Annotated in this window: 14 protein-coding genes; all 14 read right to left on the minus strand. The window is 65.1% G+C overall.

The features are described 5' to 3' along the window. Positions 1-129 precede the first annotated feature (129 nt). The 14 genes from dnaG to hisS all read right to left on the minus strand — a co-directional run bounded on the left by dnaG (position 130) and on the right by hisS (position 15,660). Positions 130-2,196: a DNA primase gene (gene dnaG, locus HV783_RS10330; RefSeq protein ID WP_064523213.1), complete on the minus strand. Its 2,067-nt coding sequence runs from the start codon at positions 2,194-2,196 to the stop codon at positions 130-132. 19 nt (positions 2,197-2,215) lie between these two features. Further along, positions 2,216-2,428, minus strand: coding sequence for a 30S ribosomal protein S21 (gene rpsU, locus HV783_RS10335; RefSeq protein WP_006218592.1), 213 nt, complete (start codon positions 2,426-2,428; stop codon positions 2,216-2,218). 484 nt (positions 2,429-2,912) lie between these two features. Further along, positions 2,913-3,455: a phosphoribosyltransferase gene (locus HV783_RS10340; protein WP_006387865.1), complete on the minus strand. Its 543-nt coding sequence runs from the start codon at positions 3,453-3,455 to the stop codon at positions 2,913-2,915. An 82-nt stretch (positions 3,456-3,537) separates the two neighbouring features. Beyond that, a complete protein-coding gene (locus HV783_RS10345; protein WP_054417791.1) occupies positions 3,538-4,833 on the minus strand; it encodes an adenylosuccinate synthase in 1,296 nt (431 codons plus the stop codon). A 76-nt stretch (positions 4,834-4,909) separates the two neighbouring features. Then, entirely contained in the window at positions 4,910-6,067 is a 1,158-nt protein-coding gene (locus HV783_RS10350) for an ATP phosphoribosyltransferase regulatory subunit (RefSeq protein WP_175189084.1), read from the minus strand. Between the two features lie 269 nt (positions 6,068-6,336). Continuing rightward, the gene (hflC, locus tag HV783_RS10355) at positions 6,337-7,239 is read right to left on the minus strand and encodes a protease modulator HflC (protein ID WP_054434291.1); all 903 of its coding nucleotides are present in this window, start codon (positions 7,237-7,239) and stop codon (positions 6,337-6,339) included. A gap of 18 nt (positions 7,240-7,257) precedes the next feature. Further along, positions 7,258-8,562, minus strand: a complete 1,305-nt coding sequence (hflK, locus tag HV783_RS10360; protein ID WP_064523207.1) for an FtsH protease activity modulator HflK — start codon at positions 8,560-8,562, stop codon at positions 7,258-7,260. Next, positions 8,528-9,634: a GTPase HflX gene (gene hflX, locus HV783_RS10365; protein ID WP_054503916.1), complete on the minus strand. Its 1,107-nt coding sequence runs from the start codon at positions 9,632-9,634 to the stop codon at positions 8,528-8,530. Before hflX ends, hflK begins: the two co-directional genes overlap by 35 nt. Before the next feature lie 84 nt (positions 9,635-9,718). Continuing rightward, entirely contained in the window at positions 9,719-9,955 is a 237-nt protein-coding gene (gene hfq / locus HV783_RS10370) for an RNA chaperone Hfq (RefSeq protein ID WP_006218585.1), read from the minus strand. Between the two features lie 161 nt (positions 9,956-10,116). Next, positions 10,117-11,184 (minus strand): histidinol-phosphate transaminase, encoded by a 1,068-nt coding sequence (hisC, locus tag HV783_RS10375; RefSeq protein WP_054503917.1) that lies wholly within the window; start codon positions 11,182-11,184, stop codon positions 10,117-10,119. A 3-nt stretch (positions 11,185-11,187) separates the two neighbouring features. Continuing rightward, positions 11,188-12,543 (minus strand): ribosome biogenesis GTPase Der, encoded by a 1,356-nt coding sequence (gene der, locus HV783_RS10380; protein WP_054417793.1) that lies wholly within the window; start codon positions 12,541-12,543, stop codon positions 11,188-11,190. Positions 12,544-12,568: 25 nt separating this feature from the next. After that, positions 12,569-13,726, minus strand: a complete 1,158-nt coding sequence (gene bamB / locus HV783_RS10385; RefSeq protein WP_054503918.1) for an outer membrane protein assembly factor BamB — start codon at positions 13,724-13,726, stop codon at positions 12,569-12,571. A 5-nt stretch (positions 13,727-13,731) separates the two neighbouring features. Next, the gene (locus tag HV783_RS10390) at positions 13,732-14,370 is read right to left on the minus strand and encodes a YfgM family protein (protein ID WP_054503919.1); all 639 of its coding nucleotides are present in this window, start codon (positions 14,368-14,370) and stop codon (positions 13,732-13,734) included. 3 nt (positions 14,371-14,373) lie between these two features. Then, positions 14,374-15,660: a histidine--tRNA ligase gene (gene hisS, locus HV783_RS10395; RefSeq protein ID WP_116793158.1), complete on the minus strand. Its 1,287-nt coding sequence runs from the start codon at positions 15,658-15,660 to the stop codon at positions 14,374-14,376. Positions 15,661-15,667: the final 7 nt, after the last annotated feature.

Consider the following 15,667-nt stretch of genomic DNA (forward strand, 5'->3'; position numbering starts at 1 on the left):
GTCGTTTTCGCACAACCGTGCCCCAACACTGGCGCGATAGCGAAGATTCATCGCAATACAGCCAACAACTACAGCCACACAACGGTTTGCGGCAATGCCGCGGCGGGAAAACCCTTGATTTTACCGCATTTAGCGTATGCCGGCACCTTTGAGCACCAGCATCCGACTCGACAGCTCCAGGTAGCGCTTGCGCGCCTCCTCGGTCGCCAGGCCGGCCGCGGCCAGCTTGGCCATTTCCGCCTTCGCCGAATCGAATTCGATGCGCCGCAGCGCATCGTCCCATTCGGTTTGCGGATCCGGCAGATCTTCCTGGGACAAAATGTCGACCCGCAGCCCCTTGAGCACCGTGGCGAGATCCGAGTCCGGCTCGGCCGCTTCCAGCAAGGCGCCCACATGGCGGGCGCCGCTGGATTGGGCCAGCATGATCAGATCCCTTACCAATCCTAGATGGGGGCCGTGGTCGATGACTTCAAGCTGCTGGTCGCCCATGGAGTCGACCAGTTCCGGATGGGCCAGCAACAGACTCAACAGCCGCTTGGCCAGGGACGGCATGGTGCGGCGCCCTTCGAAGCCGCCGACGTCATCGCGCTTGCCCTTCCAGTTGCCCTTGCCGCCCTTCCAGTCGCCTTTGCCCTTCCAGTCGCTCTTGCCCTTCCAATCGCCCTTGCCTTTCCAGTCCTGCTTGCCACCGCCGCCACTCCAGCCACCGCCTGATTCGCCGCCTGGCGACGAGAATTGGCCATAGTCCACGTACTCGCCATCGTCGGCGGGAATGTCGTGAAAATCGTGGCCAGCGAAGTCGTAGCCGCCTTCGTGCGGCACGCTACCCTCTTGCGGCGCCGGTGCGCCGGCGTTGCCCGCCTCGCCCGCGGCCGGCTTGGCCGGCGCGCCGAACGGCTTGGCGGGTTGCTGCGCCAGCACCTGCGCCATTTCCTCCGGCGTCAGTTGCACCAGCTTGGCCATCTCGCGTTCGATCTGCACGCGCAGCGCACATTCCGGAATCGACGCCAGCAGGGGCTTGGCCTCATGCAGGCAACTGGCGCGCCCTTCGGCTTCGTCCATGTTATGGCGCGAGGCCAGCTCGTCCAGCAGGAAGCGCGACAACGCCACCGCCTCGCCCAGGCAAGCACGGAACGCTTCGGCGCCCAGTTCGCGCACATACGAATCCGGGTCATGCTCGGTTGGCAGGAACAGGAAGCGGATGGCGATGTCGTCGCGCAGCACCGGCAGGCACGCCTGCAGCGCGCGCCACGCGGCCCGGCGGCCGGCGCCATCACCATCGAAGCTGAAGATCACCTTGTCGCTGGTGCGCAGCAGCTTCTTGACGTGATCCGGGGTGGTCGCGGTGCCTAGCGTGGCAACGGCATTGGCGATACCCTGCTGCGCCAGGCCGACCACATCCATATAGCCTTCGACCACGATGACCTGACCTTCCTGGCGGATCGCCTGACGCGCTTCCCACAGCCCGTACAGCTCCTGACCCTTGGAAAACAGCGGGGTTTCCGGCGAATTCAGGTACTTGGGCTCGCCCTTGCCGATGATGCGGCCGCCAAAGCCGATCAGGCTGCCGCGCGCATTGCGGATCGGGAACATGATCCGTTCGCGGAAGCGGTCGTAGCGCCGGCCGTCCTCGGACTCGATGACCAGGCCCGACTCCACCAGGGTCGGATCCTCGTAATTCGGAAAAACCTGCGACAGCCCATGCCGGTCCGTGCCGGACCAGCCCAGGCCGAAATGCGCGGCGATCTCGCCGGTCAGGCCACGTTGCTTCAGATAGCGGATCGCGGCGGGCGATGCGCGCAACTGCTTCAGGTAATGGGCTTGAGCGGCATCCAGCACCTGCGTATGGCGGGACTCCTCGGCCTTGCGGCGCGCGGTTTCCTGCTGCTGGCGGGGACTGCGATTTTCTTCGGGGACCGTCATTCCCGCCGAAGCCGCGAGCGTGCGCACGGCCTCGGGGAAACTGGCGCCCGTATGTTCCATCAGGAAGGTGATGGCACTGCCGTGGGCGCCGCAACCGAAGCAGTGATAGAACTGCTTGGTGGGGCTGACAGTGAACGACGGACTTTTTTCGTTATGAAAGGGGCACAGGCCAAGCAAGTTGGCCCCACCCTTTCGCAACTGCACGTATCGCCCGACAACATCGACAACGTCGACCCGGGCGAGTAGTTCCTGGATGAATGATTCTGGAATCAATAGATTCGGGAATCAGAAATCAATACAGGCGCGGGGGCAGTTGCTGGCTACGGATGCGCTTGTAGTGGCGCTTCACAGCGGCGGCGTGCTTGCGCTTGCGCTCGGCCGTGGGCTTCTCATAGAACTCGCGCGAACGCAGTTCGGTGAGCAAACCGGTCTTTTCGATGGTGCGCTTGAAGCGGCGCAGAGCGGCTTCAAACGGTTCGTTTTCCTTCAGTCGAACGATAGGCATAAAGTGATTGGCCTGCTTGTAGGGTAACAAAAGTTGATGACAAACCTGGCTTGCTTACCAGCAACGCCACGTGGTTCCGGACGGCGAACCGCCTGTACGCTCAGGCCGCAGACTATGCACGCGTCAATAGTAATCGCGCATGCTGTCCGGACCAAGAGTTCAAGAGCCCCGCGTACAGGATTCCCTGCCCGCCGACCTCTTTGCTTCCAGGCGCCAGCGCCAAGAGCCTTGCAGCGCTAAAGTCCTAAAATCGGCTGGCTCTAGGGCCGGCTGGCTGCTGACTGGCAAAAGTCTCCAGGGCCGGTTGCGTTACCCAAAGACTACCTAAAGAGTAACAAGCCAAGTTCGGTTTAGCGATAACCAGCGATTCTAGCATGGTCATGGCTATTTTGACTACCCGGGGAACCGTCTGGCGCCCTGCCCTCGCACGGTCGTGCCGCGCATCGGTGGCGGGGATCGCCAGACTATCCGTCCCCATATGATTTCAGCCCTTGGAACCCTTGCGGATCCAGGCTTCCAGCTGGTGCGGACGCAGGCTGTCGTAATCCTCGAACGGCTGATGGATCCAGGGGTTGGTCGGCAGCTTGTCGACGTAATAGTCGGGCTGCGCCTGGGAGTGCCCCTTCCACCACAGCACGGCGCTGCGCAATTCGGTGATGTCGGCGAACTGGCTCTTGAGGTGGTCGTACACCTTCATGAACGTCTTGCCGGTATCCACCATGTCGTCCACCAGCAACACCCGCCCGGACAGCGTGCCGCGCGTGATGGTGATGAACTGCGCGATATCCATGTCGCCCTGTTTGGTGCCCGCGGCCTCGCGGTAGCTGCTGGTCGCCAGAATGCCCAACGGCACATCAAAAATACGGGACATGACGTCGCCCACGCGCATACCGCCACGCGCCAGGCACAGAATCTTGTCGAACTCCCAGCCGGACTGATGCACCTGCAAGGCCAGGCGCTCGATCAAGCGGTTGTAGTCGTCCCACGTCACCCACAGATGGCTATCGTCACTGGTTGGCGCGCTCATAGGCAAGGATCTCCTGCGTGAAAATACGAAAAGGCCGCCGCCGGTATGAGCCGGCGGCGGCCTTGCGAATAATAACCCGATGTCAGCCCTTCAGGGGATGACGCAGCACGATGGTTTCGTTGCGGTCGGGACCGGTCGACACCAGGTCGATCGGCACGCCGCAGACTTCGGCCACACGCTCCAGGTAGCGACGGGCGGCCTCGGGCAGCTTGTCGTACTCGGTGATGCCGACCGTGGATTCGCTCCAGCCCGGCAGCTCTTCCAGCACCGGCTGGGCTTGCGCCACGGCATGGGCGCCGTAGGGCAGCACGTCGCGGAACTCGCCATTGACGCGATAGCCGACGCCCAACTGGATGGTTTCCAGGCCGTCGAGCACGTCCAGCTTGGTGATGCACAGGCCGGTGATGCCGTTCAGGCGGACCGAGCGCTTGAGCGCGGCGCCATCGAACCAGCCGCAACGGCGCGGACGGCCGGTGACCGAACCGAATTCCTTGCCAATGGTGGCCAGGCGGGTGCCGATCTCGTCGACCAGCTCCGTGGGGAACGGGCCCGAGCCGACGCGCGTGGTGTAGGCCTTGGTGATGCCCAGGACGTAGTCCAGCGACTGCGGACCGACGCCCGCGCCCGCCGAAGCGGCGCCTGCGACGCAGTTGCTGCTGGTGACGAACGGATAGGTGCCGTGGTCGACATCCAGCAACGCGCCCTGCGCGCCTTCGAACAGCAGGCGCTTGCCTTCCTGCTGCATGGCGAACAGCGTGCTGGAGACGTCCGCGACCATCGGAGCGATCGCCGGCGCCAGCGCCATGGCCTGATCGCGCACTTCGTTGGCCGACACGGCTTCGGCGCCAAGATATTGGGTCAGCACGAAGTTGTGGTAGTCCAGCACTTCGGCGAGTTTTTCGTCGAACAGCGCGGGATTGAACAGGTCCTGCACGCGCAGCGCGCGGCGGGCGACTTTGTCCTCGTAGGCCGGGCCGATGCCGCGACCGGTCGTGCCGATCTTGCCATCGCCCTTGCGCGCTTCGCGGGCCTTGTCGACGGCCACGTGGTACGGCAGGATCAGCGGGCAGATCTCGGAGATGCGCAGACGCGAGCGCACGTCCAGGCCGGCGGCCTCGAGCTCTTCGATTTCCTTGAGCAGGGCCTCGGGCGACAGCACCACGCCATTGCCGATGAAGCAGGTGACGCCGGGATGCATGATGCCCGACGGGATCAGGCGAAGAATCGTCTTCTTGCCATTGATCCACAGCGTGTGGCCGGCGTTGTGGCCGCCCTGGAAGCGAACCACGCCCTGGACGGATTCCGCCAGCCAGTCGACGATCTTACCCTTGCCCTCGTCACCCCACTGGGTGCCGATTACGACTACGTTCTTGCTCATGTTACGAATCAATATCGAGTTTCTCGGGAAATCCGGAAATCTCCCCGCGGCCCTCTCGTTAACGAGAGGGAGTTAGTCACAGCGTTCTGACCGTCCAGGCGCCATCCAGCAGCGCCAGCTCGCGATCGCAAACGAATTCGTCCTGATCCTGCTCGTGACCGGGCAATACCTGAACGACGATTTCCCCTGACCGGCGCAGACGGCGGACCGCCTCGACCAGGGCGGGGGCTTGCCCCCAGGGCGCGCGAACCGCACGCGCCCGTTCCGCCGGCGGCAAACCCGCCGCCAGCTTGCGTAAATCCAGACTGAAGCCAGTGGCCGGACGGGCGCGCCCGAACGCCAGGCTGACGTCGTCATAGCGGCCGCCGCGCACCAGCGCGTCGCGCCAGCCTTCGGCATACAGCGCGAACTTGACGCCGGAGTGGTAGCCGTAGCCGTCCACGTCCGCGAGATCGACACCGAAATCGACGTTCGGCTGGCCGTCCACCAGCACCTGCAGCGCATCCAGTGCGGCGACGACGCCCGGCAGCAGCGGCAGGTCGTGGCGGGCCCGCTTCAGCACCTCGGGACCGCCATAAAGCTTGGGCAGCAACTGCAACGCCTTCAACGTTTCAGCGCGCATGCCGGGGGTGCGGGCGGCCAGTTCGGTCAGGCCCGGCACGTCTTTCTCGCGCATCAGGCGGATGACGTCCTGCGAGACCGCGGCAGCGGCCGGATCGGCTTCGACGATGCCGCGCAGCACGCCCGGATGGCACAACACCAGGCGCGGATTGCGCACGCCGGCAATGGCCACCGTTTCCAGCACTAGCTGGATGATTTCGAGGTCGGCCTCGAAACCGGCATGACCGTAGATTTCGGCGCCGATCTGCAGCAGCTCGCGGCTGGACAGCAGGTCCGCCGGGCGGGCATGCAGCACGTTGCCGCAGTAGCACAGGCGGGTCACGCCAGCGCGGTTCAACAAGTGCGCGTCGATGCGCGTGACCTGGGGCGTCATGTCGGCGCGAACGCCCAGCGTGCGGCCCGACAATTGATCCACCAGCTTGCAGGTACGCAGATCCAGATCGCTGCCGGTGCCGGACAGCAATGAATCAATGTATTCGACCAGCGGCGGCGCGACCAGCTCGAAACCGTAAGTGCGGTACAGATCGAGAAGTTCGCGGCGCACTTCCTCGATGCGCCGGGCCTCTGCCGGAAGTACGTCGGCAAGGCTCTCGGGCAGCAACCAGTTACCCATGAATGTTTACCTGAATAACGCCTAGAGATGCGTGGGCGTCGCCCAAACGAAAAAGCGGCTGAGGGGGCGTAAGCCCGCTCAGCCGCTGCGGAATGTTTTCTAGCTTACGGGGTATTGTACATGGTTCAGGCGGCAGCGCCAGCCGGGAAAGCCAGCGGCGCAACACCGTCCCCGATTGCGGAGGCGGCCACCGGACCCTGCCTGGCACGCCAGGAAAAAGCCCCTTGGCGCAGGCCAAGGGGCTTCGGGATACCGCAAGCGGTGCCGCCTTACTTGGCGGGCACGGTCACCGGCGCCAGCGCCTGGCCGGCGGGATCCTTCATGAACTGGAAGAAGCTGGAACTGGGGTCGACCACCAGCACGTCGCCCGGCTTCGAGAACGAAGCGCGATAGGCTTCCAGGCTCTTGTAGTACGTGTAGAACTGAGGGTTCTTGCCGTAGGCCTGCGAGTAGATCGCGGCGGCCGCGGCGTCACCCTCGCCCATGATCGTCTGGGCCTTGGCGTAGGCCTGGGCCACGATCACTTCGCGCTGGCGGTCGGCTTCGGCGCGGATCTTCTCGCCCTCGGCGGCGCCGATCGAGCGCAGCTCGTTGGCGACACGGGTACGTTCGGCTTCCATGCGGCGGTACACCGATTCCGAGATCTCGGGCGCGAACTCGATGCGGCGCAGGCGCACGTCGACGATCTGCACGCCCAACGGCTCGGCGCGCTTGGCGACGTTGGTCAGGATTTCGGCCATGATCTTGTCGCGCTCGGTCGAGACCACGTCACGCACCGTGCGCACGTTGACCGAGGCGTTGAGCGCGTCGCGGATCTGCGCTTGCAGGCGTTCCTGCGCGGCGCGTTCGTTGCCGCCGAAGGTCACGTAGTACAGGCGGGGATCCGCGATGCGCCACTTGACGTACGAGTCGATCAGCAGGTTCTTCTTTTCGGAAGTCTGGATGCGCTCGGCTTCGTTGGTTTCGATCGTCAGGATGCGCTTGTCCAGCGTCACCACGTTCTGGAATGGCGGCGGCGCCTTGAAGTACAGGCCGGGCTCGTTGATGACCTTGCGCACTTCACCCAGTGAGAACACCAGGGCGTAGTCGCGCTCGCGCACCACGAACACGCAGGAAGAAAGGGCGGCCAGCACGATGAGCAGGCCAACCAGGATGGGCATAAGACGTTGCATGATCAAGAATCCTCCGGGTTAGCGCGACTGGCGGTCGCGGGGCAGCGCGTTGCTATTGCTGCTGCCGGAGGGTTGCGGCGCCGGCGCCGCGCCGCCACGCAGTGGCGCTTGGAGCGGCGGACTGACCAATGCGGGCGATCCGGGGTTGCCTACCGCGGACTTGCTGGCATCCTGGGCGGCCAGATGCATGATCTTGTCCAAGGGCAGATACAACATGTTGTTGTTGCTCTTGGTGTCGACCATGACCTTGCTGGCGCGCGTGAAGATGTCCTGCATGCTCTCCAGATACATGCGCTGGCGCATGACCACCGGGGATTTCTCGTACTCGCCGAGGATGCTGGTGAAGCGCGCGGTATTACCCTGCGCGTCGCCCGTCACCTTGGCGCGGTAGCCTTCGGCCTGCTCCAGCATGCGCGAGGCCTGGCCGCTGGCCAGCGGCACGACCTGGTTGGCGTAGGCCTGGCCTTCGTTGATCTGGCGCTCGCGATCCTGGCCCGCCTTGACGGCATCGTCGAAGGCGGCCTGCACCTGCTCGGGCGGCTGCACGTTCTGAATGGCGACGGTGCTGACCTGCACGCCGGTCTGGTAGCGGTCGAGGATCTGCTGCATCAGCGCCTGGACCTGGGTGGCGACCGTGGTACGACCTTCGTACAGCACGAAGTCCATGGACTGCTTGCCGACCACTTCGCGCATGGCGGTTTCAGACGCCTGGCGCACGGAATCGTCCGGGTCGCGCGTCATGAAGAGGTAGTCGGGCGCGCCATCGGCACGCAGGCGGTACTGCACGACGAACTGCATGTCGACGATGTTCTCGTCCGTCGTGAGCATCAACGCCTCGGGCAGCACCTTGTTGCGGGCGCCGCCACGGAAACCGACTTCGAACGTGCGCAGTTGCGACACGTTGACCATTTCATGGCTCTGGATGGGGTACGGCAGGCGCCACTGGAAGCCGGCTTGTGAGGTGCTCTTGTATTTGCCGAACTGCGTGACGACCGCGACCTGGCCTTCCTGGACGATATAGAAGCCGCTGGCCGCCCAGATGCCGACCGCGACCAGGGCGATCACTCCCAGTCCGATGCGCGCGCCACGCGGCGACGGCGGCGTCATGCCACCGCGATTGCCACCCGGGCGGTTGTTGCCGCCCCCGCCCTTGCGGCCGAATAACGATCCGATGCGATTATTGAAATCGCGCCAGACCTCGTCGAGGTCGGGCGGACCGTCTCCGTTGCCTTGGGGCCGCTTGGGCGGCGGCTCGGAGCCATTATTGTTTCCACGACCCCAACCGGGGTCATTCAGATTGAAGAGTTTGATAATTCGAGGCATTGTTTCCCACAATCTGTCCGGTCTCCGCAATTGCCCCGCGCAACGCGTCCAAACCGGCGCGCTCGGTGGCGCTTACAAATACTCGCGCAATCGTACCATGGGCATCGCGCTCCGCCCGGGGTTCCAGGCCAGCGCGATCGATCTTGTTGTATACCAGAATGGTGGGAATCGCGGCAGCCCCGATTTCGGCCAGAACCTTGTTGACCTCGAAGATCTGCTCGTCACGCTGCGGACTGGCGGCGTCGACCACGTGCAGCAGCAGATCGGCGTGCACGGTCTCTTCGAGCGTGGCGCGGAACGCGGCGATCAGGTCGTGAGGCAGGTCGCGGATGAAGCCCACCGTATCCGACACCACCACATTGCCCGCCCCTTCAATCCAGATGCGGCGCGTCGTGGTGTCGAGCGTGGCGAACAACTGGTCCGCCGCGTAGGTGTCGGCGCGGGTCAAGGCATTGAACAGGGTCGACTTGCCCGCGTTGGTATACCCCACCAGCGACACCGACAATGCGCCGCCGCGCGCCCGCGCGCGCCGCTGCGTGACGCGCTGGCGCTCGACGCGGTCAAGGCGCTCGCGCAGCGTCTTGACCTTGGCGCCGATCATGCGGCGGTCCATTTCGAGCTGCGATTCGCCGGGACCGCGCATGCCGATGCCGCCGCGCTGGCGCTCCAGGTGGCTCCACATGCGGGTCAGGCGCGTGGCCAGATGCTGCAACTGGGCCAGTTCGACCTGCAGCTTGCCTTCGTGGCTCTTGGCGCGCAGCGCGAAGATGTCCAGGATCAACGCCACGCGATCCACCACGCGCAGGTTGAAGACCCGTTCCAGGTTGCGCTGCTGGGCCGGCGACAGCGGCTGGTCGAACAGCACGATGTCGGCCAGCAGCGCCTGGGCCATGCCCACGCCTTCGTCGGCCTTGCCGGAACCGATGAAGAACTTGGCGTCGGGGCGGTCGCGCCGGGCCGTGAGCGTGCCGACGATTTCCGCGCCGGCGCCCTTGGCCAGCATGGCGAATTCCTCGGCGTGGGCGGCGAAGTCGGGATCACCCAGATCCACGCTGATGATCAGTGCGCGCATACATGCACCATTTTGGAGCCAAAGCGAAAATGCCCGCCGACGTGGAACGCCTGGCGGGCAATAAAAGGTACTGCGGGAGCGAGATTACTCAGCAGGGACTTCCACCTGGAAATTCACGGCGCGGGCGGGAACGACGGTGGAAATGGCGTGCTTGTAGACCATTTGCGTGACCGTGTTACGCAGCAGCACCACGTATTGGTCGAAAGATTCGATTTGCCCTTGAAGCTTGATACCGTTCACCAGGTAGATCGACACCGGCACATGATCCTTGCGCAGCGTGTTCAGGAACGGATCTTGCAGAGTTTGCCCTTTATTGCTCATTGGCCAGGCTCCATTTGTTTGTTATTGAGTGGTGACGCGCTTTTTACAGGTGGGGCACGCCGAAGCATGTACTCTACAGGGTTTTCCCGGCCCGTGCTACTTGTGTCGGATGCAAAAGATGACACCAGAGTTTTCCGCCGGAAAGGCCCTGGCGCTGGGGTTCAGACGAGCTCGGCGAGCGCTTTCAGGAGCAATTCGCACTGCTCGTCCGTGCCCACTGTAATACGCAGAAACTGGTCGATGCGCGGCAGGCGGAAATGGCGCACGATGATGCTGCGTTCGCGCAGGCCGGCGGCCAGCGCGGCGGCATCGCGCGAGGCGTGCCGGGCGAACACGAAATTGGCGCTGGACGGCAGCACCTCGAAGCCCAGGGCCTCCAGGCCGGCTGTCATCCGCACGCGAGTCTGGATCACCGCCTGGCGGGTCCGTTCGAAATACTCGACATCCTCGAGCGCCGCGACCGCGCCGGCCGAAGCCAGGCGATCCACCGGATAGGAATTGAAGCTGTTCTTGACGCGTTCCAGGCCGTCGATCAGCGCCGGGCTGCCGACCGCGAAGCCGACGCGCAGGCCCGCCAGCGAACGCGATTTGGACAAGGTCTGGATGACCAGCAGGTTGTCGTAACGCGCGGTCAGCGCAATAGCCGATTCGGCGCCGAAATCGACGTAGGCCTCGTCCACCACCACCACGCAATCCGGATTGCCCGCCAGCACGCGCTCGATCTCCGCCAGCGTCAACGCACGGCCGGTCGGCGCGTTGGGATTGGGGAAAATGATGGCGCCTGCCTGGCCATGACGGCCAGGCAGGTAGTCTTCGACGTCGATGCGGAAATCGTCCGTCAGCGGCAGCGTTTCGTAGTCGATGCCGTACAGGCCGCAGTAGACGGGATAGAAGCTATAGGTGATGTCCGGAAAACGCAGGGGACGCTCGTGCTTGAGCAACGCCAGGAAGGCATGCGCCAGCACCTCATCCGAACCGTTGCCGACGAAGACACTGGCCGGCGCCACGCCGACGGCCGTCGCCACCGCCTGGCGCAGGCGGTCGGACGACGGATCGGGATAGAGCTTGAGCGTGTCGTCGCACGCCGCGCGGATCGCCTCGAGCACCTTGGGCGACGGCCCGTAGGGGTGCTCGTTGGTGTTCAGCTTGACCAGGTTCTGAAGCTTGGGCTGCTCGCCCGGCACATACGGACTGAGCGTCCCGACCACGGGACTCCAGAAACGGCTCATGGATCAGCTTTCCTGCGCGTAGGGGTTGTGCGAAGACTTGAATTCGATCCGCAGCGGCGTGCCGGCCAGATCGAAAGCGTTGCGGAAACGGGTTTCCAGGTAGCGGCGGTACGAATCGGGCACCGCGTCCAGCGCGTTGCCGTGGATGACCACCAGCGGGGGATTCTGCCCGCCCTGGTGCGCATAGCGCATCTTGGGACGGAAGATGCCCTTGCGCGGAGGCGGCTGCTGCTCGACGGCGGCTTGCAGCTCGCGCGTCAGCTTGGGCGTGGACAGCTTGGCGAAGGCCGCGGCGTGGGCGGCATTGACCGACTTGAGCAGCGGCTTGATGCCCTGGCCGCGCAGGGCCGAAATGGTGTGCACGCGAGCGAACGACAGGAAGCGCAGTTTGCGCATGAACTCGCGCTCGATGCGTTCCTTTTCCTCGCCGTCCAGGCCATCCCACTTGTTGACGGCCACGACCACGGCGCGCCCGGTTTCCAGCACGAAGCCGGCGATGTGGGCGTCCTGCTCGGAGATTTCGGTCTGCGCGTCCAGCATCAGCAGCACGACGTTGCTGGCCTCGATGGCCTGCAGCGTCTTGATGACCGAGAACTTCTCGACCGCCTCGAACACCTTGCCGCGCTTGCGCAGGCCGGCGGTGTCGATCAGCGTGTAGCGGCGGCCATCGCGTTCGAAGTCGATCTCGATGGCGTCGCGCGTGGTGCCGGGCATGTCGAACGCGATCACGCGCTCTTCGCCCATCAGGGTGTTGATCAGCGTCGACTTGCCGACGTTGGGACGGCCGACGATGGCCAGCTTGATGCGGTGGTCGTGCTCGCCCTCTTCGGCCGGCTCTTCTTCCTCGGCCGGCGGCTCGGCCAGGTCCTGCAGCGCGAGTTCGATCAGGTCGACGATGCCGTCACCGTGCGCCGCCGAGATGGGATAGGGTTGCCCCAGACCCAGCTCGTGGAATTCGGCGATGGCGGCGCCCGCCCCCATGCCTTCGGCCTTGTTCACCGCCAGCAGCACGCGCTGCTGTCCCGACTTGCGCAGCAGCGTCGCGATCTCGTGGTCATGCGCGTTCAGGCCGGCGCGGGCGTCCACCAGGAACACCACGACGTCGGCCTCGGCGATGGCCTGCCGGGTCTGGCGCGCCATCTCCAGCAGGATGCCGTCCTTGGCGACCGGCTCGAAACCGCCCGTGTCGATGACGATGAAGGGGATATCGCCCACCCTGCCCTCGCCGTAGTGGCGATCGCGGGTCAGGCCGGAAAAATCGGCCACCAGCGCGGCGCGCGATCGCGTCAGGCGATTGAATAGGGTCGATTTCCCCACATTGGGGCGGCCGACCAGGGCAACGACAGGCTTGAAAGACACGGTGTAAGGCTTTGTTCTTGAGGGTTTAGTTGGTGCCGATCAGGACGAGATTGCCATTGCCCGTCTGGACCAGCACACCTTGGGAAGTCGTCTGCGGCGGCGAAACGATGGCACCGCCGCCCACCGACAGGCGCGCCATCAGGCTGCCGTCGCTGCGCGACAGGAAATGCACGTAGCCGTCCAGGTCGCCGACCGCGAGCGCGCCGCCCAGCAGGGCCGGCGCGGTGAGCTGGCGATTCTTCAGCGCAGCCTGCTTCCAGACATTGCCGCCGTTGTCCAGCGCAAAGGCGTTGACCACGCTGTTCTGGTCGGCAGAGTAGGCAAAACGCTGATCCAGGGTCATGCCACTGACGCTGGAGAAGTCCTTCGCCCAGATCGGACGGCCGCCGGCCGTGACGTCAAAGCACACGATACGCCCTTGGTAGGCCACCGCGCAAAGCAGATTGCCGGCGATGCGTGGCGCGCCGACCACGTCGGTCAGGCGTTCCAGGTCGCTGGCGCCGCGCGGGGTGGCGACGGTGCCTTCCCATTGCACGTTGCCGCTGTCGGAGGCGATGGCCATCATCTTGCCGCCGGGCAGGCCAGTGATGACGAGGCCTTCGGCCAGCACCATCTGCGCGGCGCTGCGCAGGGCCAGCGCCGGGCCGGGCCGCTGCACGCTCCAGAGACGCTCGCCGTTATTGGCGTCGAAGGCCTGGATGCGGTAGTCGCCGCTGCGGACCACGACGATGCCATAACCCACCACTGGCGGGATGTTGACGTCGCTGGTGGCGCGCACCTTCCATTTGACCTTGCCGCTGTCGTCGAAGGCGACCACGTCGCCGTCGGGGGAGGCCACGGCCGTGGTGGTGCCGTCGCTGCCCGCGCCCGCGGTCAGCTTCACGCCGGCCTGCGACTTCCAGATGGGACGACCGCTCTGCAGGTCGAACTTGCCGACCGAGCCATCGGGCGTGGCGGCGTAGACCGCGTTCTCGAGCACCGTAGGCGCAAAGCCAAGGCCGGAGCCGCTGCCGATCGAGGTCGACCAGACCTGGCGCACCGACATGCCGGCCTTGTATTCGGTCAGGGGAGCAGGGTCGTAACGGCCGTCGTCATGGGAAAACAGGCCGCAACCGCCCAGGGCGAGCAAGCTCGTCAGGCAAACAGCGCCACGCCACGTCCGGCCAAAGGCAAATTTACGCATTACAGTCACGCTCCGCTCAGGGCATCCAGTTTCAGTTGCACAACCTGGGTCAGCGGATTCGCCGTGCCCAGGCCATCAATGGCGCTTTGCCATGCCGCACGCGCGTCCTCGCGCTTGCCTTGCGCCGCGAGGATATCGCCACGGCGGTCGGCGAACAAGGCGGCGAACGCGGCCGGGGCGTTGTTCAGTTGGCCCAGCGCGGCGTCGTATTGCTTCTGATCGAGCAACAGACCCGCCAGGCGCAGCCGGGCGACGGCCTGCATGGACGGGTTCTTGGATTGACTGGCCAGCCACTCGAGCTGCTGGCGGGCGCCGTCGACGTCCTTTTGGGCCTGCAGCGCCTGGGCCGCCACCAGCGCGCCGCGGGCGGCGTAGCCGGTCGAGCCGTATTGGTCGCGCAAGGTCGCCGCGGCGGCCTTGATGCGCACCGACGAATCGGCGCCACCCAGGCGGGCGGCGTCTTCGAGCGCCTCGAAATAACCCATGGCCTGGTTGGCCTTGTGCGACTGGTAGGCCTTGGCGCCCCACCAGCCGCCCCATGCCACCGCCACGGCGGCCACCAGCGACAGCACCAGCGTGCCGTAACGAGCCCACCACGCCTTGATCGCGTCGAGTTTTTCCTGTTCTTCCAGATCGTATGCCATGCCCTAACCCTTGATATTCAATACGTCGGCCAAGCCCGCCAACGGGACTTGCTGCTGCGCGGCATCGCCTTGGGCGTCGGCGCGCAGGAATTTGATGCTGGCGGTCTGCGAAGCCACTTCATCGGCGCCAAGGATAACCGCAACCCGGGCGCCGCTGGCGTCCGCGCGCTTGAATTGGGACTTGAAGCTGGCGGCGCCGGCATGCACCACCACCGACAGGCCGGCGTCGCGCAGGTCTTCGCCGACCCGGGCGGCCAGGCGCTGCGCCGCTTCGCCCTGGTGCACGACATAGACCTCGCATTCGGCAGGCGACTCGATCTGCACGCTCTGCTCCCACAGGTCCAGCAGGCGTTCCATGCCGATGGCGAAACCGACGGCCGGCGCGGGCTTGCCGCCCAGCAGCTCGATCAGGCCGTCATAGCGGCCGCCGCCGCAGACGGTGCCCTGGGAGCCGAGGCGGTCGGTCACCCATTCGAAGACGGTCAGGTTGTAGTAGTCCAGCCCGCGCACCAGGCGCGGGTTGAGGCGGTATTCGATGCCGGCGTCGGTCAGGCGCTGGCACACGCCCTCGAAGTGCGCGCGCGATTCCTCGCCCAGGAAGTCGAACAGGCGCGGGGCGCTGTCGGCCATTTCCTGCATGGCGGGGTTCTTGGTGTCCAGCACGCGCAGCGGATTGGTATACAGGCGGCGCTTGCCATCCTCATCGAGGATGTCGACGTGCTTTTCCAGGTGCGCGATCAGGGCGGCGCGGTGCGCGGCGCGCTCGGCCGGCTGGCCCAGCGAATTCAGTTCGAGGCGCACGTCGGTCAGGCCCAGCAGCTTCCACAGGCGGGCCAGCATGACGATCAGCTCGGCGTCCACATCGGGGCCGGCGAAGCCCAGGGCCTCGACGTCGATCTGGTGGAACTGGCGGTAGCGGCCGCGCTGCGGGCGCTCGTGGCGGAACACCGGGCCGATCGAGTAGACGCGCTGCGGGCGGTCGTACAGCAGGTTGTGCTCGATCGAGGCGCGCACGATGCCGGCGGTCATCTCGGGCCGCATGGTCAGCGATTCGCCGTTGAGCGCGTCGGTGAACGTGTACATCTCTTTTTCGACGATGTCGGTCACTTCGCCAATGCCGCGCGTGAACAGGCGCGTATGCTCAAGCACGGGCGTACGCACATTGCGATAGCCGTAGCCGCGCAGCCAGCCGCGCACGATTTCCTCGAATTGCTCCCAGCGGGCGCTGGCCCCTGGCAGCAGGTCATTCATGCCGCGAATGGCGGCGACTTTCTGGAAAGCTTGAGTCATCTTGATC

It is taken from the genome of Achromobacter dolens (genome assembly GCF_902859745.1).
GTDB classification, from domain to species: domain Bacteria; phylum Pseudomonadota; class Gammaproteobacteria; order Burkholderiales; family Burkholderiaceae_B; genus Achromobacter; species Achromobacter dolens.

Excerpts from the sequence above, each read along its gene's own strand:
- rpsU (WP_006218592.1), bottom strand. The coding sequence starts at position 2,428 with ATGCCTATCGTTCGACTGAAGGAAAACGAACCGTTTGAAGCCGCTCTG.
- HV783_RS10340 (WP_006387865.1), bottom strand. The coding sequence starts at position 3,455 with ATGAGCGCGCCAACCAGTGACGATAGCCATCTGTGGGTGACGTGGGAC.
- HV783_RS10345 (WP_054417791.1), bottom strand. The coding sequence starts at position 4,833 with ATGAGCAAGAACGTAGTCGTAATCGGCACCCAGTGGGGTGACGAGGGC.
- HV783_RS10350 (WP_175189084.1), bottom strand. The coding sequence starts at position 6,067 with ATGGGTAACTGGTTGCTGCCCGAGAGCCTTGCCGACGTACTTCCGGCA.
- hflC (WP_054434291.1), bottom strand. The coding sequence starts at position 7,239 with ATGCAACGTCTTATGCCCATCCTGGTTGGCCTGCTCATCGTGCTGGCC.
- hflK (WP_064523207.1), bottom strand. The coding sequence starts at position 8,562 with ATGCCTCGAATTATCAAACTCTTCAATCTGAATGACCCCGGTTGGGGT.
- hflX (WP_054503916.1), bottom strand. The coding sequence starts at position 9,634 with ATGCGCGCACTGATCATCAGCGTGGATCTGGGTGATCCCGACTTCGCC.
- hfq (WP_006218585.1), bottom strand. The coding sequence starts at position 9,955 with ATGAGCAATAAAGGGCAAACTCTGCAAGATCCGTTCCTGAACACGCTG.
- hisC (WP_054503917.1), bottom strand. The coding sequence starts at position 11,184 with ATGAGCCGTTTCTGGAGTCCCGTGGTCGGGACGCTCAGTCCGTATGTG.
- bamB (WP_054503918.1), bottom strand. The coding sequence starts at position 13,726 with ATGCGTAAATTTGCCTTTGGCCGGACGTGGCGTGGCGCTGTTTGCCTG.
- HV783_RS10390 (WP_054503919.1), bottom strand. The coding sequence starts at position 14,370 with ATGGCATACGATCTGGAAGAACAGGAAAAACTCGACGCGATCAAGGCG.
- hisS (WP_116793158.1), bottom strand. The coding sequence starts at position 15,660 with ATGACTCAAGCTTTCCAGAAAGTCGCCGCCATTCGCGGCATGAATGAC.